Below are 25,809 nucleotides of genomic sequence, written 5' to 3' on the forward strand. Positions count from 1 at the left end.
GCTGCCGAATTTGGCTACAGAGACTTGCCCACTCGAAACACGTGGCATTGGGCGCTGTGCATCAGCCGGCGAACAGTTCCTTGTAGCCGGTCGTCACCATCCAGTTCGCACGGTCGATATGGCTGCGAAGAGCTTTGCGAGCGCGGACCGGGTCAATGGACGGGTCGATGCCGAGGATGCGCTCGGCCATCTCCTTTTCGCTGGCATTCTCGGCGCAGGCATCCAGGATCCGCAGGTAGATCGTGAAATGCTCCCTGTCGTAGCTCGTGAGGTTCTCCGACCAGGGGACTTCATCGCTCAAACTTGAGCTTCGAGTCTCATCTGTTCCCATTGGTCCATTCATGCCTGCGAACCTCGCCTGTGAGCGCAGGCAGTATATCCCAAAATGGGATAATCCGAAACCGGGATTAGTCGCTGATCCGGTCTTTACCCGACCGGTTCGCCTCCATGCCCAAATCCCTTCGATCGCCCCGCCACCAGCGGTTCCTGGCCCGGCTGGTTTTGCTGCGCAAGGCCAAAGGCCTGACCCAGAAGCAGCTGGCTGACAAGCTTGGTCGTCCCCAATCCTTCGTGGCCAAGTACGAGGGCGCAGAGCGGCGTCTCGATGTCATCGAGTTTCTCGACATAACTGCGGCCCTTGACGCTGATCCGTGCGAGATTCTCTCCAGCCTCCGGTCCTAGCGGGCGCGCCGCATCCATCATGATCACGGACAGGAATATTGAGTGGGACAACGCCTCAATTTGTTGAAAGGCGAGCGCTGGTTTTCGGAGGAAGCCGCGCGCACGGCGCCGATGCCTTTTGGTTCTCGACGTAACTGCGGCGCCTGACCATGTGCGAAAAAACTTGGCGGGCGCCCGCGCGCCTGACGACGCGCACCAGGTGCTCGTGAACCGAGCCCGCTTTTCTTCGGCAAGCTCAGGCGGTCTCGGCCATTCGGCTTCGCCCCTTGGCGTGGGCAGCCCTTCGGGCTGTGACGGCCGCCGCCCTTGCGGGCGGCGCGGTTTGTCTGTTGGCCTTTCCCGGTGGCGCGGGGCGGGCGACACTCCCTTCTAGACCCGCCGCGGCAGCCCGCAACCCTTCGCGTGCCGCTCAGGGTCCTCCTCTTCGTTCCGGTCCTTCGGATGCGGTCCGCCTACCACGGCGGGCCTTTCCGGTCGCGACTCGCCGCCCACCCCGCTTCCGGGGAAAGGCGCGGCGATTGGCGAGCGGAGGATAACACATGCGTGCAAACAGCAAGCGTACCACCAGCGGAGAGGCTGGCGCAGGCAAGGGCAGGCGCCCAGGCGCAAGCCTCTATCAGGAGATCACCGACCGCATCATTGCCGAGCTGGAGCGCGGCACCGTGCCATGGGTCAAGCCATGGGGCAGCGCAAAAGCAGGCCTCGGCCTGCCGAGGAATGCGTCCACGGGGCGCACCTATTCCGGCATCAATATCCTCATCCTGTGGGGCGCCGTCATCGAGCGCAGCTATCCCAGCCAGAATTGGCTGACCTTCCGGCAGGCGCTTGCCCTGGGCGGCAATGTCAGGAAGGGCGAGCGCGGCACGACGATCGTGCATGCCGACCGCTTTGTCCCAAAGAACGAGAAGGAGCGCGCACGCCACGAGGGCGATGCACCACAGGCCGTGCCTTTTCTGAAGCGCTTTACCGTCTTCAATGTCGCGCAATGCGACAATCTTCCGGAACACCTCCATGCCCCTGCCGAGCCGCTGCCACAGTGCGAGATCGTGCCGCAGGCCGAGACGCTCATTCTCGCCAGCGGTGCGGATTTCAGGGTCGGCGGCGATCGCGCTTTCTACATGCCGTGCAGCGACCACATTCAGGTGCCGCCGCAGCCAGCGTTCCATCAGCAGATCGACTATTACCGGACCTGCTTTCACGAGCTAGGCCACTGGACCGGCCACCCGACGCGGCTTGCTCGCGACCTCTCCGGCTCGTTCGGCTCCAAGGCCTACGCGCGTGAAGAATTGGTCGCCGAAATCACTGCCGCCTTCGTCTGCAGCAATCTCGGCATCGAGCCGACCGTGCGTCACGCCGATTACATCGGCTCATGGCTGAAGGTGCTGCGCGAGGACAACCGCGCTATATTCCGTGCCGCCAGCCTAGCTTCGAAGGCCGCTGATTTCCTGTTTGGCCTTCCGGCCGATGCGGAAGGCGAGGCGCAAGAAGGGATTGCGGCATGACGATGCGCGATCCTCAACTGACCGCGACCGAGCCGACGCCGCAAAGGAGCAGACGCTCATTCCCGGCGTCCAGCCGATCACCACGCGGGCAAACCCTCCTGATGGACGCGCCGATGTGTCCGCGCGCGGCGCAAAGCTGCTCGAGGTCGGTCTCTAATGGGGAGGCGGATCAGAGGAAGGTCCGGTGAACCTTTCTCCCGCCGGACGCAAGAAGTCAACGCGACCCGTTCTGACAAGGAGTCTTTCCATGATCCTGATCACCAATCCACTGCGCGCACGACTGCTCGCCCATGGCGCCGCCGGCGCCGACATCGACCATTTTCCCGTTGTGAAACTGTTTGATCCGACAGGTGCCGCGACCTCGCTTCTGAGCGAACTCGACGCCGATGGCGACACGCTGTTCGGTCTTTGCGATCTCGGCTTCGGCTTCCCCGAACTTGGCAGCGTCAGTCTGGCCGAGCTTGCATCCGTAAAAGGGCCGCTTGGCCTCGGCATAGAGCGCGACCTGCATTTCCAGGCGCGCTTTCCGATCTCCGTCCATGCCGAAGCCGCCCGCATTTTGCGGCCACGTCACCGAGGCCGAGCGACTGCTGCGGCAGGCAGCAGACGCCCTATCAAAGCCCCATTCCGAGCTTCCGCCCGACACGGCGGAACAGCAGCGCCGATAGGCGCAAAAACCGTCCCGCCGCGTCGGCCTTCGGCCTCCGCGGCGGGACAATCCGGCAGGCGGCGCTATTTCGCCGCGAAATCGCTTGCCGACGAGCGCGGTGAAGGCGATCCCTTGCCCTGCGCCATCATGGAGGACGGTGACGACGCCGATGCGCTCGAAGCTTCCTGATCGAAAACCTCGCCCGCCTCGATCCTGACGAAGTATGGCAATGGGAGACGTTTCGCGGCTTGTCAGGCAAGGCCGCACCGTTCTCGACATCGCTGTGACCTTCGGCATCACTGATCTCAAGGTCAAACGCATTCTGGCGCTTGGCGACCTCTTGCCCAAAATCCGCGAAGCCTATCGGCGCGAGGAGATCGACACCGAGCCGGTGCGCCATCTCACAATGTCTTCCAAGGCGCAGCAGAAGGACTGGCTGGCACTCTGTGCCGATCCCGATCAATACGCGCTGCGTGGCTATCAATTGAAGCAATGGCTGTTCGGCGGCCAGTCGATTTCCACCAAGGTGGCACTGTTTGCCATCGAGGAGTATCCCGGCCTGATCACCTCGGACCTGTTCGGCGAGGACAGCTATTTCGCCGATGCCGACCTGTTCTGGCAAAAGCAGAACGAAGCGATTGCCACCAAACGCGACACCTATCTCAACGAGGGCTGGAGCGAGGTTGTGCGCTGGAACCGGGCCAGTATTTCCACGCATGGGACCACGAGAAGACCCCGAAGAAGAAGGGCGGCAAGATCGTCATCACTGTCTCGCATCGCGGCGAGGTCGAGTGTCACGAGGGCTGGCTGTCACGCAAGGAAGCCCGCCGCGCCCGCGAGGGCGGCGAGCAAGAAGAAACAGCCGCCAAGCTGCCGCGCCCCGAAGTCACCGGCCCGATGCACAACTATATCGATCTGCATCGCCATGCCGCCGTGCGCGCGGCCATGCTCGACCATCCCGCCGTGGCGCTGCGCCTCGTGGTGGCGCACGCCATCACCGGTTCGGGCCTGTGGCAGGTGCGGCCTGAGCCGCAGCGCGCAGCCAACGAGACGGTGACTGCCAGCCTTGCCGGCTGCAAGGCTGAAGCCGCATTCGGCAAAAAGCGGCGCGAGGTATTGGCCCTGCTCGGATCACCGGATGAGGATAGCTTGGTCGCCGGCGGCAATGGCGACGCCGTTGCTATCGCCGGCGTGTTCGCGCGCCTCTTGGCGCTCTGCGACGACGATGTCATGCGCGTTCTCACCCTTGTCATGGCCGAGACGCTTGCAGCGGGCAGCGCCGTCGTCGAGGCGCTCGGCAACCACCTGAACGTCGACATGGGCATATGGTGGCAACCGGACGATGCCTTCTTCGACCTCTTGCGCGACAAGGAAATCGCCAATTCGATGCTGGCCGACGTCGGCGGCAAGCTGGTCGCGGACGGCAATGTCGCCGAGAAGGTCAAGACGCAAAAGAACATAATCCGCGACTTCCTGGCGGGCGAGAATGGCCGCCCCTGGGTCGAGACCTGGCTGCCGCGCTGGATGAAATTCCCGGCCGAAAGCTACACCAGCCGCAGCGGCTCCGCACCGCCGATCAGTGGACACAAGTGCAGCCGCTGTTCGTGCGCGAATAGTCGATCAGGGCCCGAGCGGCGGTTCTCTCGATTACCGCCGCTCAGGTCGCGCGCGCCGCTACGGGCCACGCCGGCTGCCGATTGGGCGTCTTGTCGAGCCAGTGCCGCGCGCGAGAAATTCCGACGCCAGTTCCCCCATTTCGGCAGCCCCGCACCGCGCCGGGTTGCTTGCTGAGGCGCCAAAGGCCCATGGGGCCAATTGTCCGATCCGGTTGCCGACAGAGCCCGCGCAGCCGGCGCTCTGCATTGCGGCCGGCTTCTTGTGTCACCGATCGCGCCACCTGTCTCCATTGTGTCTCGGGGACCATTCCCTGCGGCTGGCTTGTCGACCTATGGGCGGATCAGGCCCGCCCGAAACCCTCGCCGGCAGCTTTTTTCCCCGCCGCCTGCGGCGGCTTCCTCGCGCCGCTTCGCTTCAAAAAAGCTGCCCGCGCGGGTCCTCCGCTATCGCTGCGGCCGTCCCGGTTCCGGCGGTCCGGACGCGCCCATCACGGTCCGCCATCGCAGGGGAATGGTCCCTTGCGAGCACCAAGAGGAGACTGGAAATGACCGCGATCGGATACGTCACCAAACAGGAAAACGGCGGCTACAAGGGCCAGCTCAAGACGCTCAGCGTCCGCGCCGACATCGATATCGTGCCCAATCAGGCAAAGAGCGCCGACACCCATCCCGACTTCCGGGTGCTGACGCAAGGGGTCGAAGTGGGTGCGGGCTGGATCCGCACCGGCGAGACCTCCGGCAAGGACTATGTGAGCCTGTCGATTGCCGCCCCCGAGTTTGGCCCCCGCAAGCTCTACGCCAATCTCGGCCGCGCCGCCGGCCAGGATGACGACGACACTTACGCCATCATCTGGAACCCGGTCGACTAACCGGCCGATCCGGAAAGCCCCGCGCCGCCACCGGCGCGGGGTCCTCTCTCAGGACCCGTGAGGCCGCCGAAGGGGGCGGCGAAAACTCGCCCCCCACTCTTCGCCCGTCCCCAAAACGATCTCGCTCGCCGATCCTCGCCTTGGCTTGTCCGTAGCGAAACGAGGATCATCATGGACGACGAAAACGAACGCGCAGCCCGCGCCAAGAAGGGCAGTCCGTTTCTCAATACCGCGCAGGCGGCCTTCTATATCGGGCTGTCCCAGCGCACGCTGGAGAAGATGCGCCTCAAAGGCGGCGGCCCGCAATTCCGCAAGCACGGCCGCTATGTCCGCTATCACATCGACGAACTCGACGATTGGTCGAAGGGGCACGCGCAGGAGACCGGGCCCGAGGACGGCGGGCACGATTCCGGCTCGGCCGGCGAGGGAGGCCGCTCATGAGCCGGCGTCCCACCATCCATCTGATCGGCAGCCATCTGCGGCGCATTCGGGCGCGCAAGACGATCGCCATGGCCACGATGGGCCTTGCCCTGATCGGCTTCGCCGCCTTCGGCAAACCATCGCACTGGCTGGTCTGGAACGCCTCGGCGAGTGCGCCGGTCGGCCTCTATCGCGTCGCGTCCGGATCGCCGGCTCTTGGTGATCTCGTACTCGTCCGCCCGCCAAAACCGGTCGTCGATCTGGCCGCCGAACGCTTCTATCTGCCCAGCAACGTGCCGCTGGTCAAGCACCTTGCCGCGCTGGCTGGCGAGCATGTCTGCGCCTTCGGCGACGCCATCATCATCGGCGGCGAGATTGTCGCGCGCCGGCTTGCAACCGACACGCAGCACCGTCCGCTGCCTTGGTGGAATGCCTGCCGAAAGCTCGCCGCTGCCGAGGTTTTCCTACTCGGCAGCGACAAAAATCGCTCGTTCGACAGCCGCTATTTCGGGCCGGTGCCGACCGAAAATATCATCGGGAGGCTCGTGCCGCTATGGACCGAGTGACCCTCCTGATGCTGGGCATGGTGTCTCTCGCACCATGCTCCTGTTCCGCGGCGACCAACACGAAGCCGGTCGTCATCTCCCATAGTCCGCAGCTTGCAAGATGGCAGCCCTTCGTAGCCGAAGCAAGCCGGCGTTTCAGCATTCCACAGACTTGGATTTATGCCGTCATGGATGCCGAAAGCCGGGGGCAGACAAGGCTCAATGGACGGCCGGTCACGTCGACCGCCGGTGCCATTGGCCTGATGCAGGTGATGCCGGGCACCTACGAGGAGTTGCGCGCAGAGCTTGGCCTGGGAGCCGCCCCGCACGACCCTCGCGACAACATTCTGGCAGGCACTGCCTATCTGCGCGCCATGTATGACCGCTTCGGATTTCCAGGCCTGTTTGCAGCCTATAACGCCGGGCCGGAGCGCTACGAACAGCATTTGCAGCGTGGGCGGCCACTGCCCAGCGAGACGGTTTCGTATCTGGAAGAGGTCAAGGCGGCGGGCATTTCGGCCGCCGATATGGACGCGCTCACCGACAAATCCCGTTCCAAAAGCGCGCCGGGAATCCCTTCCGGGCAGTCGCTGTTTTTCCTCCGAAACGGTGTTTCCGTGACCGGCCCGAATGGCCACCTCCTGGTGCCGCTCGGATCGGAGCGAGCAAGGTCAGGCCGGCCGGATCGCAGGTGAGGGCAGCGGCTACCGCGGTTCGGGCGGGGGGCAGGGAGGCAGGTCCGCGGAAGGCAAGATAAAGGCATCGCCTCCTGAGGCGGCGAAGTGTTTGTCTGCACATCGTTTTCCCAGGAGGCTGCCTGCGGGTCCAGGAGGGTCTGGCGCCGCAAGCCTCTGATTTTGCTGCTGGTTCATCGGAGGCCGCATGCAGGATGACGAATTCACGCCGAGGCTCGGCAAAATTGGCTCGCGCGGCTCGAAGGCGGGCAAACGCTACGCTGGCCAGGTCCAGGCCGCGGTCAACCGAGCAGGCGGCAGGAGCGGACGCGGCAGCCGCTTCATCGGAAGCCGGGTGGGGCGCGGCGGGGCTGCTGCCGCCGTTCTTAGAGCACGCGACCGCCACGCGGCGTTTCGGCAGCGGCGCGCAGTCGTCAAGGCACGCATCGTCAAGCTGGCCGGCAAGGGAGTCGACGGAGCTCGTGCGCACCTCCGCTACCTCCAGCGCGACGGCGTCACCCGGGAAGGCGAGCGTGGCGAGCTCTACGCTGCCGACAAAGACCACGCGGACGGCAGGGCCTTTCTCGATCGCGCGAACGGTGACCGTCATCAGTTCCGCTTCATCGTCGGCCCTGAAGACGGTATCGAGTATGATGACCTGAAGCTGCTCACCCGGCGCCTCATGGCGCAAATGGAAGAAGACCTCGGCACCAGGCTAGACTGGGTGGCCATCGACCATTTCAACACCGGCCATCCTCACACCCACATCATCGTGCGCGGCAGGGACGATCACGGCGAAAACCTCGTCATCGCGCGGGACTACATCTCCTCTGGCCTGCGCGAGCGCGCAGCCGAACTGGTTAGCCTCGACCTTGGCCCGCGCACCGACCGCGAGATCGAGCAGCGCTTGCGCCAGGAGATGGAGCAGGAACGCTTCACCAGCATCGACCGGCAGCTGATGCGCATGCGCGACGAGGGGCATGTCTCACCAGCCAGCCGAGACACCTTTCGCCAGACGCTGCACCAGGGCCGCCTGCGCAAGCTCGAGCGGATGGGCCTCGCCGAGGAGATGCCTTCGGGTCGCTGGCGCCTGGAGGATGATCTCGAAGCCACGCTACGCCGCATCGGCGAGCGCGGCGACATTGTCAAGACCATCCATCGCGAGCTGACCGGCAAGGGGCTCGTCCGCAGTGCCGCCGACCATCTTATCCACGATCGATCCGACGGGTCGGCCCAAACCGTGGTCGGACGTGTCGTCGGGCGCGGGCTGGCCGACGAAATCACTGACCGCCATTACCTCGTCGTCGACGGCGTGGACGGCAAAAGCCACTATTTTGATATCGGCAAAGGCGAGGCCACCCAACCGACACCAGAAGGCTGCATAGTGCGGATCAGGCCGAGGGACACCGGGCCAAGAAAAGTCGACCGCACAATTGCCGGCATCGCCACGGTCAACGACGGGCGCTACAGCATCGATATCCATCTCAAGCATGACCCCTCGGCCACCGAACGCTTTGCCGAAACGCACGTGCGGCGACTGGAGGCGATCCGCCGTGCGACCGGTGGCGTCGAGCGCGAGCCGGACGGCACATGGACAGTCGCGCCCGACCATCTCAACCGCGTCGCGGATTACGAGCGTCAACGAGCGAGGGCCCAGCCTGTTGTCGTCGACAAGCTCTCATCAATGCCGCTGGAGAGCCAAGTAGGCTTTGACGGCGCCACCTGGATCGACCAGGAGCTGGTATCAGCCCACCCTGAGTCCTTGCGCGACTCTGGCTTCGGTCGAGAAGTACGTCAGGTCCAGGCCCGCCGACAGCAGTGGCTGATCGCGCAAGGTCTTGCCCATGATGCGCAGGATCGGGTCATCTATCGCGCCAACATGCTTTCAATGCTGCGCCAACGAGAGCTGAACCGTGTTGCCAGTCAGCTCTCGGACGAACTCGGGCACTCGTATTCTGAAGCGCAGCATGGCAATCGAATAGACGGTACGCTGCGCCGCTGCGTCGAGCTCGCCGCCGGAAAATACGCTGTCATCGAGAAATCGCGCGAGTTCACGCTGGTGCCCTGGCGGCCGGTGCTTGAGCATCATATCGGCAAGGAGGTGTCTGGCGTGGTGCGCGCCGAGGGGATTTCCTGGACGATCGGACGGCAGAGGAGCGGGCCTGGCGTTTCGTGAACTGGCTACAATTTATTTGTCCACGTTGAAACAGGTACTCAGCCCAGACGGAGTTCCTCCGCCTGCTGCTTGCTCGCAGCATTCATTTGGCGGAGAGTCAGTGTTCTGCATTTTGTAGTTCGCTCTGTCAAAAAGCGCTGGGAATATGCATCATGTTCTGCGTTGACACGGAAGCCGGGCCGACAGGTGCCGCCCTGTGGTTGCGGATCGGCTCCCGATGGCTGCCAATAGAAAGGTGGGCTGACTCGTGATAGCGCAAGGGGCTATGGCGGCCGCGGTACGGCGAAGCGAGCTCTGGCATCGAGGATGAAGCCGCACTTCCCGATCTTATTCTACTCGCAGGACCGGCAGACGCGGCGGTCGCCCCTGCGGGTGCTGTTGGCCCTGGCAGTCCGTCCCGCGGGGACTTTGTAACGGAGAAAAGTCGCTGCGATGGCCCGGGTGACGATGCGGTCAGCGACCATGCCAGACGAGATCGGCAGCTTTCTGCCGCGCACGGCGCCGGAGCCATCAGGCCGCCGCGACATCGGGTCTGGCGCACCTTCGGATGTTGGCTGGCCGCGGTTTACTTCGAGCAGCGCCGGGTGGGTCATGCGGTGCCGCTACTGGGCACCGAGGCAGCTTTGGGCATGAGACCCGTTCAATCGCGCCGGTCACGTCGGTCATCGCGACATCTGGAGTCGAGGCCAGGTCAGACCGGGAAAAGAACCTGCTCGTCGCGCGGGAGCCCCGGGTTGCGCCGTCGATCCTTCCGCCCAACTCAGCGCCGCGCGACCAGCAATAGCCCCTTGCCCCGAAACTGACGCCAAGCCGACGGACCCGCTCTGCGCATACCGATGCCGTCCGCGCCGCCGTCGGCGGAAACCAGCGAGCCGTGGACCTCACACAATCTGAGCCGCTGGTGACGATGTGCATCGCCTACTTCCATCCGCACTCCTATCGACGAACTCGCCCGCTGCCCGCGGTGATGCGAACCCGTGGATGAATATTTCGCCGAAGCCGCAGTGGGGGCTCAGCCTCGACGATTTTTTTGCCTTGCCCCGGCGGGCGGCGCAACCGAGCATCGAGACAAAAAACGGGAAAGGGAGGGCCAGCCCGTTAGAGCCGTGGCCATGATGATGTGGGGACGATCTCCTGGAAGAAATGTGGAGATCGACGCTCTCCTGACGCGCTCATCGAAGATTTTAGGCCGCGCCGACGTGGCTGCTTGAGCGATAACACTCACTCCGGAGGCCCCAGTGCGGCTCCTTGGCCAAGCTGCTCGGCACGCCGTGAGTGTGCTTTCTTGTTTGGGGAAGGGAGACTTACGTCTACAACAATCTCGTTTCGATCTACGATGGAGAGTCGGCGAGACAAGTGTTGCTGATGTTCATTGGCTCCGTAGCAACTTCTGCAGTCACAATGCAGCTTATGTTCCTATGCTGGAGAGTTGGCCATTCAACTCGCGTAGCTCGCTTTGTTGCGGTGGAGCTTGGTCAGAGCACACTGCTGCTTTACCTGCTTCAGGGCGCCGTGTTTCGCTTCATGGATCTAATAGGGTTCGGAGAGCTTTGGGATCTCCCGAGCAGAATCGGGTTCGCCACTTTGCTTGGTGCCGCGATCGTTGTCTCCGCTTGACAATTCGCAGGATTGCGCGTGACCACGGATGGTTGTCGCGCGGCTACGCTTAATATGTGACGACGCTTGCGCCTTGTAGGCAATTGTTGCGGCCGCCCACGGCCGACATGAACGTGCTTGGCCGCATGTTTTCTAAGTGAGGCGGAAAGAGGCGCGCGGCCCCTCTCCCCAGCAACCCGCCTTGCGGATTCCTCCTCCGCCCGCTTCGCAGACGGGGATACCCTCCGCCCCCTTGCTATTCGTTGCCCGCCGCTATGCAAAGGACAGGCGACCTGAAACCGTGCTCAAGCCGATCTGGCGGCAGAGGGGGGCGGGCTGAACATGGGACCCGTGATTGACATAATTGCCGCGCGAATCCTCATGCTCGCCTAACCGGCCGGAACGATTTGCAATCCGGGCAGGCTCGACAAATTAAGGAGTAGCTCGTTCCGTGTCCAAGCCCAGACAAGTCTTGGTTTTCTCACGGGCGCGATACAAAAGGCACAGGCTGGACTTGGCTGCCGGGGGCGGGGCTTGTCGACCGCTCGATTGAAAGTGAGATGCGAGGCGGAGAATCACCCATGTGCAGAGCGGCAAGGCGCTCGCCTACCTCCCTGTCATTCACCGTTAGCCGATGGTTTAGACGAAGATAGTCCGTCCATGTCGGCGTGCGGAATGTCTCGGTCCAAAGCGTCGNCCGGCACGGCTTTGAACACGCCGCCTTTCGCGCATGCAGCTCAGAAATTCATCGATACTCTCCTCGGGTATCGAGTACTCCACCTTGATCACGATCGGACCGCTCCTGGGCTTCAAAGGGAGGGCCAGTTCTGGTGGCCTGAAGTCGACGGCCGCTTGATCCGATTCCTCCCATAGCCGCACTGGCAATAGCTTTCCCACAGCCGCGACCAGCAACAGTGCCGCTGCAGCACCTTCCAAAGCCCACGTCAGCGAATAGTACTGCGCGACAGCACCCCAGATCCAGCTGCCCGCTGCCATGCCGCCGTAGGTCAGGGCGTAATAGATGGACAGGGTCCGACCAACGACCCACCTTGGGCTTGCCAACTGCACACACACGTCGGTTCCGGTCCAGGTGACAACCCAGCCAGCGCCACCGATTGCAAGCGCGATCGCCGCCACAGCCACCGACGATGTGAGGGCCATCAAAAGGCAACACGTTGCGCAAGCAACGGATGCGAGCGTGATCAATCGGTTCTGGGACGTAATGCGTCTCAAGTAGCTGCTGCCAATGCCGGCTATGAAGGCGCCTGTGCCGAAGCCAGCCAATAGCACCCCGTAAACAATTGGCCCTCCCGCCAGCTGGTCGCGAACCAGGAGGGGGAGCAGAGCAAGGATCGAGATGCTTGACAGCCCGAATAGGGTTGCACGCACAATCGCCACTCTGATCTCTGAGGATATTGCCGTGAATCGCATGCCATCATGAATGGCCGTAGTCATCCGCTCGCGCGGAAGAGGCGAAAAGCGAACTTGCCACTTTGAGCGCAGAACAGCGCTCAACGGGACCAGGTCACTCAGCGCAGCGAGGGCGAAAGCCGAAAGGGGGCCTAGCAAAGCTAAGATTACACCGCCCAGCGCCGGTCCTATGCTCCGAACCACGTTGTAGCCCACCGACATCAGCGTCACTGCGGCGGGTATGTCGCGCTTTTCCAGGATATCGCCTACCGACGCGTGCCATGCTGGATCGTTCAAGGCAAAGCCGCATCCGGCCAAGAAACTCAGTCCCAGGATCAGCCATGGACTAACAAAGCCCAGTCCCACAGCGAGTGCCAGCGCCGTGGATGCCAGTGCGATAAGGCAGTGTCCGGCAAGCATCACGCCGCGGCGGCTGAAGCTGTCTGCAATGGCTCCAGCAAGGATCGACAAGAAGAACGCGGGCAGTGTCGATGCAGCCTGTACGAGCGCAACCATTAGATCGGAGGCTGAAATCGTCGCCATGAGCCAGCTTATAGCCACGCTCTGCACCAGCCAGCCAAGGCTGGATATCTGCGTGGCTGTCCAGATAGAACGAAAGACCGGGTTGTGAAGAGGGATCAGTGTGTTTGCCGCAAAGCGCGGAGGATCTTGACGCCGCATCACTTCTCTCCTCCAGTGGGTGTCGTTCGTCCGCTCATTTGCTTACAGCGGTGCGCTCTGTGCACAGACTCGTCACAACGAAGTTCCGGCTCGCAACAAGGACAATGTGACATCCATGGTGCTGATGCGCCTTGAGGTACCAACCTGGCCGTAGCTGATGGGTCCCGCAGCCCGCTGGGTGCGGTCAGTTCTGCCCTGCGACTCTTGGCTTTGGACGGTGCTAGCGCCCCGATGGCCGGCTTGTCAAACTGCCGTAGTGCCAGCACATCCATCCCATCTGTTGACCGCGATCTCCGACGAGGTCGAGCAGCAGTAGGTCAACGGCAAATCTGGGTATTTCCGCTATCCGGTCGAGCGCGTGGCCATCGTCCGGAAACCCGAAGACGTTCATCACCCAGGCGACCACCACGCCCGAGACAATGCGACACGGCGGTAGCGGTTCACCAGAGGACGTGCGTTCTACTCAGCAGGAACATTGTTCTGCCGATCGTCGGCTGCGCCAGCCGTCACGTAAAGCGGCGCCAGAGTTCTTGCACCCGTCATTGGACTCCCGCTTTGCAGGTTTCGCCGAGGGCCTGCATCAGGTCATCTATAATGTCCTGAGGATGTTCAAGCCCTACAGAAATTCGCAGCAATCCGCCTGGCGCTTTGGACTTCGCACCTTCAACGGATGCGCGATGCTCTATCAGAGAATGCGTCCCGCCAAGGCTTGTCGCCCGGACAACAATCTTCAGGCGGCCGGCCACGGCCATTGCAGCATCGGCTCCGCCCTCGACGATAAAGGATAGCATCGCTCCGTAATGGCTCATTTGCCGCGTAGCAAGATCGTGTCCCGGATCAGTTTGCAAACCAGGAAAGAGCACTTTTTCGACGCGCCGATGAGACGCCAGGGCCTCGGCCACTTTCTGGGCGCCTTCGCAATGGGCGCGCATGCGGACCGGCAATGTCTGCAGGCCCCGCAACGCCAGCCAACAGTCGAAGGGCGCTGCGACGCTGCCCTTGTGTTTCTGGACCATCCGCAATGGGCGACCGAGGGGTGACGCGTTTGGGACAATGACGACACCGGCCATCAAATCCGAGTGGCCGCCAATGTACTTTGTCGCCGAGTGCATCACCGCGTCTGCCCCGATTTCGAGTGGCAGTTGAAGCACTGGGGTGGCCCACGTATTGTCCACCACCGCCAAGGCGTCTGCCTCGTGCGCGATTGCGCAGATGGCCGCAATGTCGACAACGCGGATCATCGGGTTTGACGGCGTCTCGACCCAGACGAGGCCAGTCCGCTTCGATGTCACCGCGGCGCGCAAAGCGTCCAAATCGCGCATGTCGACGGGGGCAAAGTCGAAGCGAGACCCAATGTCGGTCTCTTCGATCAGCGAACGAACGCCGAAATACATGTCATCCGGCAGAACGATCCGACCCGCCGACGGATGGCTCTCGAAAACTGCAGCGATTGCGGCCATGCCCGAAGCGAAGGCAATGCCGTCTCCCCCTCCCTCAAGCGTCGCCATGGCCGCCTCGAACGCATTGCGTGTCGGATTTCCATCCCTTGTGTATTCGAAGCCGGACGGAAATGACCCGTTGGCGCCTCGTTCGAACGTCGTGCTGGTGTGCAGCGGCATGGATACGGCCCCCGTGGACGCGTCGACACCTCGGCCGCAGTGGATCGCCTTCGTCTCAAAACGCATCGGTTATTCCTTCCTAACGGGCAGTTGCAATTTCGTGCCGGTCATTATACTGACCGCAATACGTGAGCCGAGGACCCAAGTCAATATAATGACCAATGTTACGGAAGCGTTTGATGCCGAGCAAGCGCTTGGGCAAGCGATAGCAGCCCGGATCCGAGACTTGAGGCGTGACCGAAGCCTGACCCTGGATCGCCTGGCTAAACTAAGTGGCCTATCGAAGGGAACCGTGGTCGCGCTGGAGCAGGGTAGGGCGAACCCCAGTATCGGCATACTGTGTCGGCTGGCGGCGGCGTTTTCGCTCTCGGTGGCCGATTTGTTGAACGAGCACCCTTCCACGGTGCGCCTTCCCATCGAGCGGACAGAGACCAGGAGGCTTTGGACGAGCGCCAAGGGAAGCTCTGCGCAACTGCATTCGTCGACCTCGGGACGCACGATGTTCGAACTGTGGAGCTGGGTCATGATGCCGGGCGATGTGTTTTCCGCGGAAGCTCATAGTCCGGATACGCGCGAGCTGATCTCGGTCAGACAGGGTGCCCTGAGCGTTGTGGTAGGTACCCACGTGGAAATTTTAAGCGAAGGCGAGAGTGCGCGGCTTGTCACTGACCAACCTCACTCATATGCGGCGGCATCTGATGTGCCCGCCCACTTCACGATGGCGGTGCTTGAGCGTGGTGGACACCGAAATCCGGGGCACTCGTCGACGGCAGCGAAGATTCAGGGGCACGTTCCGTAAGGCCCCGCCGATTACTAACAACCGCACATTCGCGACAGGAGATAAACCGTTGTACGTTCCGCCTCATTTTGCCGTCCCTGATCAGAACGCCCTGTTTGACCTTATCGAGAGACACCCGCTGGGTATCCTCGTCACCCAAAGCAAAGGCACGCTGGACGCGAACCACCTCCCTTTCGAGCTTGACCGCTCGAAGGGAGACAAGGGCGTTCTCAATTGCCATGTCGCTCGCAAGAACCCAGTCTGGGAGGAAGTCGCCAATGGCGATGAGGTTCTCGTAATCTTCCGTGAGGCCGACGCTTACATCTCGCCGAACTGGTATCCGAGCAAGCATGAATTCCACAAGCAGGTGCCGACCTGGAACTATCTCGTCGTCCATGCCCACGGACGCATCACTGTCCGGGATGATGAGCGGTATGTGCGCCGCAACGTGGCGAAGCTCACTCACATGCAAGAAGCCTCGCAGCCGGTCCCATGGAAGATGGGCGACGCGCCGAAGGACTTCATCGACACGATGGTCAGGGCAATCGTCGCCTTGGAGATCGAGATCACCGGCCTGGTTGGAAAATCAAAACTCAGCCAGAACAAAGAGTTGCGCGACATTCAGAACCCTGGCGAAATGCTGCGTGCCCAAGGGGCCATTGCGATGGGAGAAGCGATGCTCGCGGCTGCGGCGGTCAAATCCCAATAGCATGTGTCTTGTCCCGACAAAGCCGCTGGTGCCGGCTTCCCGACGGGTCACCTAGTCCGCCTTGACGCACGGCAATAGCGTTTGACGGCCTGAAGCGACGCTGTGGTCACCCTTGTGATGCTTTTCCACGCGCCTGGTCAGGCGACAGGATTGCTCCGTCGTGAGGACAGGCGGGAGTTTGCAGGTTGCGGTGGGCGGGTTCGTTTCCGGCGCCTGCGCCCCGTCGTATGTCGCGAGTTGAGGAATGCGATCGAGGGCGATGTGCAGGATGCGCTGCGGGAACGTCGTCGGCTGGCACAGACGGACTTCCGATTTCACCTCGACCACCCGCGCAGCGGTTTTGAATGAGGCGCAAACGCACGCGTGTCGAATTGGGCGATTTCCCTTGGGCGCCGAGTTCGACCATGCGCGATGATGCGCTCGACGCAGCTCCAGCTGGCGGCGCCTTCAACGAACTCCTTGAACCTGCAGACCTTGCCCGAAAGCACTTCTCTTACGGGACATGATTGGCTTTGTCGCCGAAGCGACTGATGGAGATGGTGGTGGGCGCCGCCGCTAGGCGACGACCCCGTAATCACAGCGGGAGCTCGCAGGCGGGGTCGACAAAAACCCTTGATTGGCCGAGCTTGAGGTGCATCTCTATCAGGCTGATTGTCTATTGGGCTGGCCCAGCGTTTGATCGGACGCATGATCCATCCGACCAGCTTGTGAGGGATGCAACCGAACCAGGCGCTGCTCCCACAGTCTTCGCAGGCCCTCCATTAGAGCTGCATGCCTGGCCTGATCCGGCTCAATCATATTGAGGTGATCTCGCAACACGGCTTCGCCCTCGATCCGCATCAGTAGATTAAACAAGTCGTTTGAAATTCGCACACTGTCAATGCTGGAGTGGTTCGGAATAATCTCACAGACAGTCTCCTGATGATCTCGCGCTGTGTAAGCACGGGTTTGATGGAGGGAGACTGAGGGAGGCAATGAAATCGCAAGCGCAGTCCAATCCTGCAGCGTTGCAGCCCGTTTTTTAACCAGGAAGGGCCCGACCACAAGTCCATCCAGCTCTGTCGTCAAAAATGTGGCAATCGCGTCTGCAACCGTATCCACGATCGGTTCAGCATTGTTGTTAAAGGACGTATTGAGCAGAATTGGAGTGCCTGTCCGCTTCTTGAACGCATTGATGACCTCCCAGTAAGCGGGGTTGGCATCGCGCGATACTGTTTGCAGCCGAGCCGTACCGTCGACGTGCGTAATGGCACCCAACAAGGCGCGCTTTGAGTCACGCACGCGAACGACGAAATTCATGAATGGAAATTCGTGCTTACCGTCCGGGAGGTCGAAAAATTCGCTCGCATCCTCTTCCAGCACAGATGGTGCGAAAGGCCTGTAGCCTTCGCGCTTCTTGACCATGGCATTGATCCGGTCCTTGTTCGCAGCGGGCCGAGGGTCGGCAAGAATGCTGCGGTTGCCCAGCGCACGTGGCCCAAACTCCGAACGACCCTGCACCCAGCCGATCACGGCGCCGTTGGCGATCCAGTCGGCTGCACTGATCGCTACGTCATAAGAGCGTTCAACCTCGAGATGTCCGGCCCATGCATTCAGTTCCTGTTCCACGGCGCGGTCGCTCCCGAGATCAGGACCCCAATAGACCTCCTGCAGTCGCTCACGCGGCGCGGGGCGGCCCATCTCGTTAGAGACTATCAGCGCAGCTCCCAATGCGCAGCCAGCGTCGTGAGACGCGGGTTGCACGAAGATGTCTTCGAAAAGCCCTGAATACAGCAGCTTGCCGTTCATCGTGCAGTTGTGGGCTACCCCTCCCGCCAGACACAGCCGCTTCATGCCGGTGGCCTCACGGTGGTGCCGGAGAATGTGGAACACGATCCGCTCAAGCGCTTCCTGCAGTGACGCACTCACATCTCGATGCTGCTGGGTGAAAGGCATTCCCTTTCGCCTGATCTCGATGTTGCGGAGCAACGCCGGACCGATGCGGTCGAGGTGAACACGGTAGCCACCGTTGGCGGAGAGCTCGTAGAACTGCTCGAAGAGCTCGCGATAGGGAGCGGGGTCGCCATAGGGCGCGAGTCCCATTACCTTATACTCGTCGAACAAGCCGTAGCCGAGACAGCGGATCGTCTCGAGATAAAACAGCCCCAGAGAATTGTCCTCCGGGAAAGCCTCGATTTGCGTAATTTCTGTGCCAGACCCTACCGCCACAAGGCCCGACAGGAAATCACCACAGCCATCAATCGCTAGAATGAGACTTTGTTCGAAGCCCGACATTGCAAAGGCGCTCACGGCGTGCGCCTGATGATGACCTACGAATGAAATACGTGAACTGTCCAACTTAGTGCCGAACTCACGCGCTAACAGGTTCTGCACCAACATTTTAGCATCCAACGGAATGGAGAGAATGTCTGGTTGGGAAGCGGACATACCTTCAAGCATGGCGTTGGCGTAGGGCTCGCTGGCGTAGACCGCGACACGATCAATGTCGCTGAGCTGAACCCCGGCCGTCGAAAGACAGTATTGAATCGAACCACTTGGCAGCTTGTTCGAGTGCTTGATTCGATTGAGGCGTTCCTCTTCTACGGCGGCTATCACCTTTCCGTCTCGGACGAGCACCGCGGCGCCATCGTGCATAAAGGCGTTCGGACGCTCGAATCGGTTTTCATGGACTTGGTCAAGTCCGCCGCTGATTCCTAGACACAGCATTTCTTTCTCCAAATAGTAACGGGAAGCCAAATTGGCTTACCTCGACTGTTCCAACTAAATAGGCCGTGTTGTCGCCTGCAGCTGCGACCGCCCGTCAGGCATCAGCGGCATCGAAGAAAGCCTCATAAACGATCAATGAGATGCTTCGACTGTGACACCTACGGTGCCATCACGCCGAGAGCTTGGCTGGATCATCCAATCCTGAGCGGCTGCTGACATGTATCCGGCAATGTCGTTTTCATCGGCAGAACCAACTTGCGATGCCGCCTGTTCTTGGGAAGGGCGGCCGTCGACGAATAACAGTACCGCCCCCGTGAACTGGCCCGATTTCATTCTCCGAAGCGACCATGGTCGCACCGCCCGACATTGTCGGCCAGTTGCAACTCACTTTCTCGGCACGACCTCCACTGCACGTCAGGGCGCATGGAAGATTTTCTCCTTTGGATTATTCCTAAGGCAGCTTTCGTCACGCGATAGAGCAGCGTGTGATTGGTGCGTGAGGCTCTTTTTTGTCCATGCACGATTCCGGAAGGGTGATGAAATCGATTGTTTTGATCAAAGTCATCCACGCTATGAATAACAGCCGCAGCACATGCGTTTTCAAAGCGCTTCAGGCTTCCCGGATGGCTACTCCGATGTGAAGCGCATGGCATTCCAAGCGCTCTGTCAACCAAAACGATGAGTATCGGCGTCGACCCACATTGCCTTCGTCTTCGCGACTCCGTGACAGCGGCTGGCATTGTGTTTGTAGAGCATCGGGCGAAGATCATGTCGATCGGCCATCTCGCCTGCCTATCGGCAAACCCTTGAACAATGATCCACGCACCAGCGCGATTGTGATCACGAGCGCCTCTGAGCTCGGGAGGTTCGGTTTTCTGAGGGCCTGGGTCTCCGAAGCGATGGAGGTAGCTAGCCTTCCTGGTGCTATACGGTTGTGCTCTTCATGGAGTGGACGCATTTGCGTCTCGAAAGCGGTTCTTCAGTGGAACCGGCGCCAAGGCCCGTCTGTGGTCGTTCAGAACACGGGGTGCCGTCTCCAAACCGGATATTGGAGCGGGCAGCCGCCGGAATTTGACCCATGGAGATGAGCGCCTGTCAGGAGGCGTTTCGAAAACGGCGCGATCTTCATCGCGGCTGTTTCATGGTGTCATTCCTGACATGTTCTTTATAATCGGCAGCTTGCGGATAGTCTTGCCCGTCGCCGCCCGTAGCGCGTTGGCGACGGCCGGGCCGATAGGCGGCACACCTGGCTCACCAACTCCCGTGGGCGGCTCCTCGGACGGCACAATGTGCACCTCGACTCGCGGCATCTGCTCGATCCTGAGCGGTGTATAGGTATCGTAGTTCTCTTGGTCTACGACACCGCCATTCAGGGTCAGCTCCTCCTGGAGGATCGCGCCTAGCCCGAAGCCGATACCGCCCTCCATCTGAGCGCGAATCTGGTCAGGATTTATCGCGGTGCCGCAATCTACCGCGCAGACGACGCGGTCGACCTTGAAACCATTTTCATCGTTGAGGGTGATCTCCACCACATCGGCGACATAGGTCGAGAGGCTTTCATGCAGGGCCACGCCGCGGAAACGGCCTTCCGGCAGAGGCTTGTCCCAGCCTGCCTTCTCAGCAGCCACTTTAAGCACGGCGGCATTCCGTGGATGGTGACCGAGCATTGACAAGCGGAAGTCGACCGGATCACGGTTCGCAGCGGCGGCGAGCTCATCGATCAGGGTTTCCACCGCGTAAGCGGTGTGGGTGGAGCCTACCGAACGCCACCACAGCACCGGGATGTTCACGTCCGTGGTGGTCAGCTCGACCTTCAGGTTCGGGATCGCATAGGGCAGGTTGGTGGCGCCCTCTACGGAGGTTGGATCGATGCCGTTCTTGATCATCGCCGCAGAGGTCGAACCGCCCAAGACCGATTGGCCCACGATGTGGTCATGGAGAGCGACGACATTGCCTTTCTTGTCGAGCCCCGCCTTGACTGCATGCACATAGGCCGGCCGGTACCGCCCACCCCGCATGTCATTCTCGCGGGTCCACTGCACCCTCACTGGCTTGCCGCGTCCCAGTGCACGCGCTGTGGAAACAGCTTCGATAATGACATCTGCATCAAAGACCGCGCGGCGGCCGAAACTGCCGCCGGTCTTCATCACGTGCAGCCTCACCTTGTCCGGCGTGGTGCCGCCTACCTGAGCGGCAGCCGCCTGATAAAGGTCGGGCATCTGGTGTCCGCCCCAGACGTCGATGGTGCCGTCTTCGTTGATTCGGGCGGCCGCGTTGAGTGGCTCGATCGAAGCATGGACAAGATAGGGGAATTCGTAGTGCCCCTCGATGATTTTCTCAGCACTGGCGAACGCTGCGGGAGTGTTACCGTCGTCGCGCGCGGTGGCCGCGCCCAGATCGTCTGCTGCCTTGTTGTATTCGGCCATGATCTCGGCCGTGCCGCGCCCTTCGGCCTTCTCCTCGTTCCAGGTCACCTCCACGAGTTCGCGGCCCTTGAGCGCCGTCCAGGTGTCCCTGCCAACCACGGCAATGCCTCGCGGCGTCTGGACGACATCGACAATGCCGTCGAGTGCCTTCGCCTTGGTTGCGTCGAAGCTCTCGATCTCGGCGCCGAACTTCGGCGGATGGATCATAACGGCCGTCTGGAGTCCCTCCATCATGAGGTCGATCGTGTAGGTCTGCGCGCCGTTGGTCTTGCCGGCGGAATCGTAGCGCTTGAGGCTGTCCGATCCGATCTGGGCCCACTTGTCGCGCGGCTTTAGCGGCACGTCGTCGGGAACCGGCATTCCCGCTGCGGCTTCAGCCAGGTCACCGTAGCGCGCCTGCATCCCTGAGGCGTGCGACACGACCCCGGAAGCGACTTTGATCTCGCCGGCTGGCACATCCCACCGCTGCGCCGCGGCCGCCACCAGCAAGGCCCGTGCGGCAGCACCCGCCTTGCGGTAGCGTTCCCACGACGAACTCATCGACGTGGAGCCACCGGTTGCCTGTGCGGCCCCGCCCCAGGCGAGATTGCCGTAGAGCGCGGTATTGCCATATCCGCCGACCACGTCCACCTGCGCCCAGTCGCCGTCGAGCTCTTCCATAACCAGGGTGGCGATGCCGAAATAGGAGCCTTGTCCCATCTCGAACTGCGAGGAGTAGATGATGATTCGGTTCTCCTTTGTGATCTCGACATAGGTCTGGAAGGGGTTCGCCTGAACCTTTGCAGTAGTCGTTTGTGCGATGTCGGACGCCGCCAGCACTAGCCGGTAGCCTACGGCGAGGCCAGCGGTGGTGACGCCCGCGCCGACGAGGAACCGGCGGCGCGTGGGCCGCACGGAGTTATGCTTCGAAAGAAACTGCGACATGCCTCAAGTCTCCAGCCGGTTGGCGGTCTCGTGGATGGCCGCGCGGATGCGATGATAGGTGGCGCAGCGGCAGAGATTGCCGCTCATCGCCGAATCAATATCATCGTCCGACGGCTTAGGCGTTTCTGTGAGCAGGGCCACGGCCGACATGATCTGGCCAGACTGGCAATAGCCGCATTGAGGTACGTCGAACTCGGCCCACACGGCCTGGACCGTTTCGCCTATCTTGCCCGACACACCCTCAATGGTGGTGATCGAGGCTCCTTCGATGTCGCCGACTGCGGTCTGGCACGAGCGCGTCGGCATGCCGTTAACGTGAACCGTGCAAGCGCCGCACTGGGCAAGCCCGCAACCGAATTTCGTTCCCGTGAGTCCGATGACGTCACGGACCGCCCAGAGCAGCGGCATCTCTGGATCGACGTCGAGTGTTCGCGCCTCGCCATTGAGGGTAAAAGCGACCATTGCTTGCTCTCCTTGTCCTGAGCTGGCTATCTCGTTGAGCCTCCGCCCGCCTGGCAACCGAGCTCTTGTTGCTGGGCCTAGCGACCACACCGTAGGAACGCGCAGCTCAAGCAACAAGCCGCTAGTTTGGCGAGTTACGAGATCGTGAAGTGGGTCGTGTCGAAAGGCTGGAGGCAACTGAATGTCATTTTTTGGGCGGACAGGCCGCTTAGGCTGGGTTACACGAGACTGGACATTCGGGTCGTCGCGAACATCGACCGCTGGTCGGCCGCGTCCGGCAGGGCCCTGATTGGCTACACGAAATGAAATGGGACGACTATCGATGGGGGCCTACCTCGACCCGCAACCTCCACGACTGGACCCTCAGGTTTCCGACTATCGTCCCGGGCGGTGGCCGAGCTCGGCGCCTCGGACGCTATAATAGACGGTGAGGCGTTCGTCGTTGACCAGAAGACTTGTCGCGCATTCCCAGTCTTCAGCGGGCTCTTGGCCGCGGCGGGAGACGTCAGGACCATGCTTGCCGGCTTCGACCTGCTCAAGATCGACGGCGCGGGTCTTCGCGATCGGCCACTCGTTGATCGACGCAAAGCGCTAGTTAACCTGCTGAAACGCCGCCAAACGGCATCGTTCTGAGCGACGAGATCAGCGGCGGCAGCGACATTCTCGCGCAAGTCTGCCAGTTCGGCCTCGAGGGCACCGTCTCCAAGCTTCGTGTCAGTCCATATCCATCCGGCCGGCGCTAAGAATGGGTGAGACAAAATGCGTGCTGAGTGGTGAGTTCATCGTCATCGGCTGCGAACCCGGCAACAGTTACGGCGGTCGGGAAGCGTGCTCTGGCGAATGTCGAGGACGGAAGTATGGTGTTCGCCGGCGGCATTGGCACTGGCTTCAATGCGCGCACCGGGCCGGAAAGTAAAGCGCCGGCTCGATGCCATCCCAATGGATAAACCACCGATTCCTAGTTTGAAGGGGAACGGTGCGGCATGGGCGGAGTGCCTGCGCAGTCTGTACCTCCGCAGTCGATTGTTGAGTTCGAAGGGGGGTGTTATTGGCGTCGAGACCGCTCAAGCCATGGCTATCAGCACGCCGAGTGCGTTGTTTTCGATCAGTTCTCGAAATGAGCGGGTAAATACATGACACTTCCTTTCACTTGCCGAACGAGGTTTGCTGTTCACCGGCTGGCATCCGATGGCAAACCTTTCAACGCGGCGGCGATCTGGCGCTTCGCTGCTGGGGGCAGAGGCAGGATGGGACGCGGGGGGTCGGCACAAATGTCGAGCAATTCAGCGAGTGCATAGACGACGCGAAGGCTCGAGAACTCCTTGAAGAGGCTCCAGATCGGGACCAGCGCGGCATTGATCCGTCGCGCTTCGGCCGCATCCCCCTGTTGCGCCGCTGTGACGATCGTCATGCAGACCTCGGGCAGGATGCCCGCGAGGACGCTGTACCATGTGTCGGCCCCGGCGATCATGGCCTCGGCGGCGTTCCAGTCGCCGCTGTAGCCAATCGAGAACCCTTCCGGCAGTGTGCGCCTCTGGGCGGTCAGGTGGTTCTTGATCGCGCCGCTTTTGTCTGTCGGATTCTTGATGGCGACAATCCCAGCCACCTTTGCCAGGCGGCTGACAAGGGGTGGACTGAAATGGAAATGCGTCGTTCCTGGATTGTCGTAGACGACGATCGGCAGGCCACTTTCGCGCGCCACAGTGGAGAAATGTTCGAACACCTCGTCATCAGTAAGCGGGGTGTAGGAGGCGGCGGCAAGCAAACCCGCAGCTGCTCCAAGGGCCTTGGCGTCTTGCGCGAGCCCCACGGCTTCATCGGTGCGCAGCGCGCCCACACCCACCACGACCGGCATTTGCCCCGCCGTTTGGTCCAAGGTCTCGGAGAGCGCCCGCCGCCGTTGCTCGCGCGACAGATAGATGTATGTGCCGGTGCTGCCGAGAAGACCGATGGAATCGACCTGAGCAATGCCAAGCCGAGCAATCAGCCTGCGCAGGGCAACGCTATCGACGCGGCCGTCACGATTGGTCGGGGTGATGGGGAACGCGGAAAGACCGCTCAGGAATGCCATGGCAAGGCTCCAGATCTATGTGTGAGCGCAGAGATGGCCGCACGCCAGGTCATTACAAGACGTCCAAAGCCCGCCGCAGATCGGCGATCAGGTCATCAGCGTCTTCAAGCCCCACCGAGAGACGCATGAGATCCTCGCCGACTCCATCGGCCAAATGGGCATCCTTGCGGATCGGCTGCCGAGCACGGGTGAGGCTTGCTGGATGATAGATGAGGCTGTCGGCATCGCCGAGGCTGACGGCGCGAATGATCAGGTTGAGCCGGTCCATCATCCGGCGCGCTCCTTCGTATCCAGCGTGGAGGCCAAAGGCCAACATGCCCGATCCGTTGGACATCTGTTTTCGCGCCGTCACCTGATCAGGGTGCGAGTCGAGGAACGGATAACTCACAAATGCCACCGCCGGGTGCGCTTCCAGCGCCCGAGCCACCGCAAGGGCCGTGGCGCTGTGCCGTTCCATACGCAGCGTCAGCGTCTTCAGACCGCGCAGGATCAGGAAAGCTGACATGGGCGAGAGCGCTGCGCCGGTGATGTAGCGCAGGCCCGTTTCATGCAGCGTACGGAGCGTTTGGGCGTCGCCGAGAAGCGCCCCGCCAAGCGCATCGCCATGACCATTGATGTACTTGGTCAGCGAATGGAGCACGATGTCCGCCCCGTGCTCAAGCGGTCGCTGGAGCGCGGGCGAGGCGAAGGTGCTGTCCACGGCAACCTTCACACCGCGCGCGTGGGCGCGCTTGGCAATGGCAGAGATATCGACGATGCGGCTCAGCGGATTCACCGGCGTCTCGAAGAAAACCAGCCGCGTCCGCTCGGTGATCGCGGCATCGAGATTTTGGGGATCTGACAGATCGACCGCGACGACCTTGATGCCGAAGCGGGGGACCGCCTGTTCGACCATGGCAAGCGTGTTCGCATAAAGCGTCTTGTGGACGATGAGTTCATCGCCCTGGGACAGGAGCGACAGGATCAGAGTGCCGAAGGCCGCCATCCCCGAGGCAACAACCAGCCCCGCCTCGGCTCCTTCCAGATTCGCGAGCCGCTGCTCGAGGATCTCGGTCGTGGGATTGTATTCGCGCGCATAGAGCCGTCCACCAAGGGCGGCGGCGGCATCGTTTGCTGCCACGCTTTCGAACCCATAGGTTGACGTCAGGAACACTGGCGGCTGGACGGCATTGGAAAAGCCGGCCGGATCGTAGCCATGATGGATCGCCCGGGTGGCAAATCCGGGGCTGGTGCGGTTGAGCGACCCCGTGGGAGCATCGGTTTCGGATTGATGGGAGCTGGTCATTCGGCCTCTG

General features: G+C 61.7%; 18 protein-coding genes and 4 pseudogenes. 14 read left to right on the forward strand and 8 right to left on the reverse strand.

The window, feature by feature from the left end; translation table 11 throughout:
- Positions 1 to 61: 61 nt before the first annotated feature.
- Positions 62 to 343, reverse strand: coding sequence for a DUF2285 domain-containing protein (locus X751_RS137015; protein WP_081731646.1), 282 nt, complete (start codon positions 341 to 343; stop codon positions 62 to 64).
- A gap of 104 nt (positions 344 to 447) precedes the next feature.
- On the opposite strand from X751_RS137015, the gene X751_RS1000000166360 reads away from it, so the two are divergent.
- The 11 genes and pseudogenes from X751_RS1000000166360 to X751_RS1000000168665 all read left to right on the forward strand — a co-directional run.
- On the forward strand, positions 448 to 681 hold the full coding sequence (locus tag X751_RS1000000166360) for a helix-turn-helix transcriptional regulator (RefSeq protein ID WP_023708050.1): 234 nt from the start codon (positions 448 to 450) through the stop codon (positions 679 to 681).
- A 539-nt stretch (positions 682 to 1,220) separates the two neighbouring features.
- Complete coding sequence (locus tag X751_RS137005; RefSeq protein WP_023697813.1) at positions 1,221 to 2,183, forward strand: zincin-like metallopeptidase domain-containing protein; 963 nt, start codon at positions 1,221 to 1,223, stop codon at positions 2,181 to 2,183.
- A 247-nt stretch (positions 2,184 to 2,430) separates the two neighbouring features.
- Positions 2,431 to 2,851 (forward strand): annotated as a pseudogene (locus X751_RS01000000164400) (DUF2958 domain-containing protein).
- Positions 2,852 to 3,729: 878 nt separating this feature from the next.
- Positions 3,730 to 4,623, forward strand: coding sequence for a hypothetical protein (locus X751_RS1000000168230; RefSeq protein WP_245265850.1), 894 nt, complete (start codon positions 3,730 to 3,732; stop codon positions 4,621 to 4,623).
- Positions 4,624 to 4,993: 370 nt separating this feature from the next.
- On the forward strand, positions 4,994 to 5,317 hold the full coding sequence (locus X751_RS137000) for a DUF736 domain-containing protein (RefSeq protein ID WP_023672372.1): 324 nt from the start codon (positions 4,994 to 4,996) through the stop codon (positions 5,315 to 5,317).
- A 171-nt stretch (positions 5,318 to 5,488) separates the two neighbouring features.
- On the forward strand, positions 5,489 to 5,758 hold the full coding sequence (locus X751_RS136995) for a helix-turn-helix domain-containing protein (RefSeq protein WP_023672373.1): 270 nt from the start codon (positions 5,489 to 5,491) through the stop codon (positions 5,756 to 5,758).
- Positions 5,755 to 6,303, forward strand: coding sequence for a S26 family signal peptidase (locus X751_RS136990; RefSeq protein WP_023672374.1), 549 nt, complete (start codon positions 5,755 to 5,757; stop codon positions 6,301 to 6,303). Before X751_RS136995 ends, X751_RS136990 begins: the two co-directional genes overlap by 4 nt.
- A 17-nt stretch (positions 6,304 to 6,320) precedes the next feature.
- On the forward strand, positions 6,321 to 6,977 hold the full coding sequence (locus X751_RS136985) for a lytic transglycosylase domain-containing protein (RefSeq protein ID WP_348524588.1): 657 nt from the start codon (positions 6,321 to 6,323) through the stop codon (positions 6,975 to 6,977).
- A gap of 187 nt (positions 6,978 to 7,164) precedes the next feature.
- Positions 7,165 to 9,132: a relaxase/mobilization nuclease RlxS gene (gene rlxS / locus X751_RS136980; protein ID WP_023746207.1), complete on the forward strand. Its 1,968-nt coding sequence runs from the start codon at positions 7,165 to 7,167 to the stop codon at positions 9,130 to 9,132.
- Between the two features lie 817 nt (positions 9,133 to 9,949).
- A pseudogene (locus X751_RS1000000168235) lies at positions 9,950 to 10,063 on the forward strand (SMC-Scp complex subunit ScpB); the annotation flags it as partial.
- Positions 10,064 to 10,407: 344 nt separating this feature from the next.
- Positions 10,408 to 10,802: pseudogene (locus X751_RS1000000168665) on the forward strand (nodulation factor fucose acetyltransferase NolL); the annotation flags it as partial.
- A gap of 407 nt (positions 10,803 to 11,209) precedes the next feature.
- Here X751_RS1000000168665 and X751_RS01000000164410 read toward each other — a convergent pair.
- A pseudogene (locus X751_RS01000000164410) lies at positions 11,210 to 12,819 on the reverse strand (MFS transporter).
- Between the two features lie 539 nt (positions 12,820 to 13,358).
- Positions 13,359 to 14,438 (reverse strand): aminotransferase class I/II-fold pyridoxal phosphate-dependent enzyme, encoded by a 1,080-nt coding sequence (locus tag X751_RS136975; protein ID WP_245265851.1) that lies wholly within the window; start codon positions 14,436 to 14,438, stop codon positions 13,359 to 13,361.
- Positions 14,439 to 14,451: 13 nt separating this feature from the next.
- Here X751_RS136975 and X751_RS0134480 point away from each other — a divergent pair, with 13 nt between their 5' ends.
- Both X751_RS0134480 and X751_RS136970 read left to right on the forward strand, forming a co-directional pair.
- The gene (locus X751_RS0134480) at positions 14,452 to 15,237 is read left to right on the forward strand and encodes an XRE family transcriptional regulator (RefSeq protein WP_245265852.1); all 786 of its coding nucleotides are present in this window, start codon (positions 14,452 to 14,454) and stop codon (positions 15,235 to 15,237) included.
- Positions 15,238 to 15,286: 49 nt separating this feature from the next.
- Positions 15,287 to 15,925, forward strand: a complete 639-nt coding sequence (locus tag X751_RS136970) for an FMN-binding negative transcriptional regulator (RefSeq protein ID WP_023672382.1) — start codon at positions 15,287 to 15,289, stop codon at positions 15,923 to 15,925.
- Positions 15,926 to 16,567: 642 nt separating this feature from the next.
- Here the strand turns inward: X751_RS136970 and X751_RS136960 are convergent.
- The 3 genes from X751_RS136960 to X751_RS136950 all read right to left on the reverse strand — a co-directional run bounded on the left by X751_RS136960 (position 16,568) and on the right by X751_RS136950 (position 22,443).
- On the reverse strand, positions 16,568 to 18,631 hold the full coding sequence (locus X751_RS136960) for a carbamoyltransferase (protein ID WP_023672384.1): 2,064 nt from the start codon (positions 18,629 to 18,631) through the stop codon (positions 16,568 to 16,570).
- A gap of 1,139 nt (positions 18,632 to 19,770) precedes the next feature.
- Positions 19,771 to 21,981: a xanthine dehydrogenase family protein molybdopterin-binding subunit gene (locus tag X751_RS136955; RefSeq protein WP_023672385.1), complete on the reverse strand. Its 2,211-nt coding sequence runs from the start codon at positions 21,979 to 21,981 to the stop codon at positions 19,771 to 19,773.
- A 3-nt stretch (positions 21,982 to 21,984) separates the two neighbouring features.
- Positions 21,985 to 22,443, reverse strand: coding sequence for a (2Fe-2S)-binding protein (locus X751_RS136950; protein WP_023708041.1), 459 nt, complete (start codon positions 22,441 to 22,443; stop codon positions 21,985 to 21,987).
- Between the two features lie 390 nt (positions 22,444 to 22,833).
- On the opposite strand from X751_RS136950, the gene X751_RS1000000168670 reads away from it, so the two are divergent.
- Positions 22,834 to 23,076, forward strand: a complete 243-nt coding sequence (locus X751_RS1000000168670; RefSeq protein WP_023672388.1) for a hypothetical protein — start codon at positions 22,834 to 22,836, stop codon at positions 23,074 to 23,076.
- A 538-nt stretch (positions 23,077 to 23,614) separates the two neighbouring features.
- Here the strand turns inward: X751_RS1000000168670 and X751_RS136940 are convergent.
- Together X751_RS136940 and X751_RS136935 are read right to left on the reverse strand one after the other, a co-directional pair.
- On the reverse strand, positions 23,615 to 24,514 hold the full coding sequence (locus X751_RS136940; RefSeq protein ID WP_023672389.1) for a dihydrodipicolinate synthase family protein: 900 nt from the start codon (positions 24,512 to 24,514) through the stop codon (positions 23,615 to 23,617).
- A 52-nt stretch (positions 24,515 to 24,566) separates the two neighbouring features.
- Positions 24,567 to 25,799 (reverse strand): PLP-dependent aspartate aminotransferase family protein, encoded by a 1,233-nt coding sequence (locus tag X751_RS136935; protein ID WP_023672390.1) that lies wholly within the window; start codon positions 25,797 to 25,799, stop codon positions 24,567 to 24,569.
- Positions 25,800 to 25,809 lie beyond the last annotated feature (10 nt).

This window comes from Mesorhizobium sp. LNJC394B00, assembly GCF_000502555.1.
GTDB lineage: Bacteria > Pseudomonadota > Alphaproteobacteria > Rhizobiales > Rhizobiaceae > Mesorhizobium.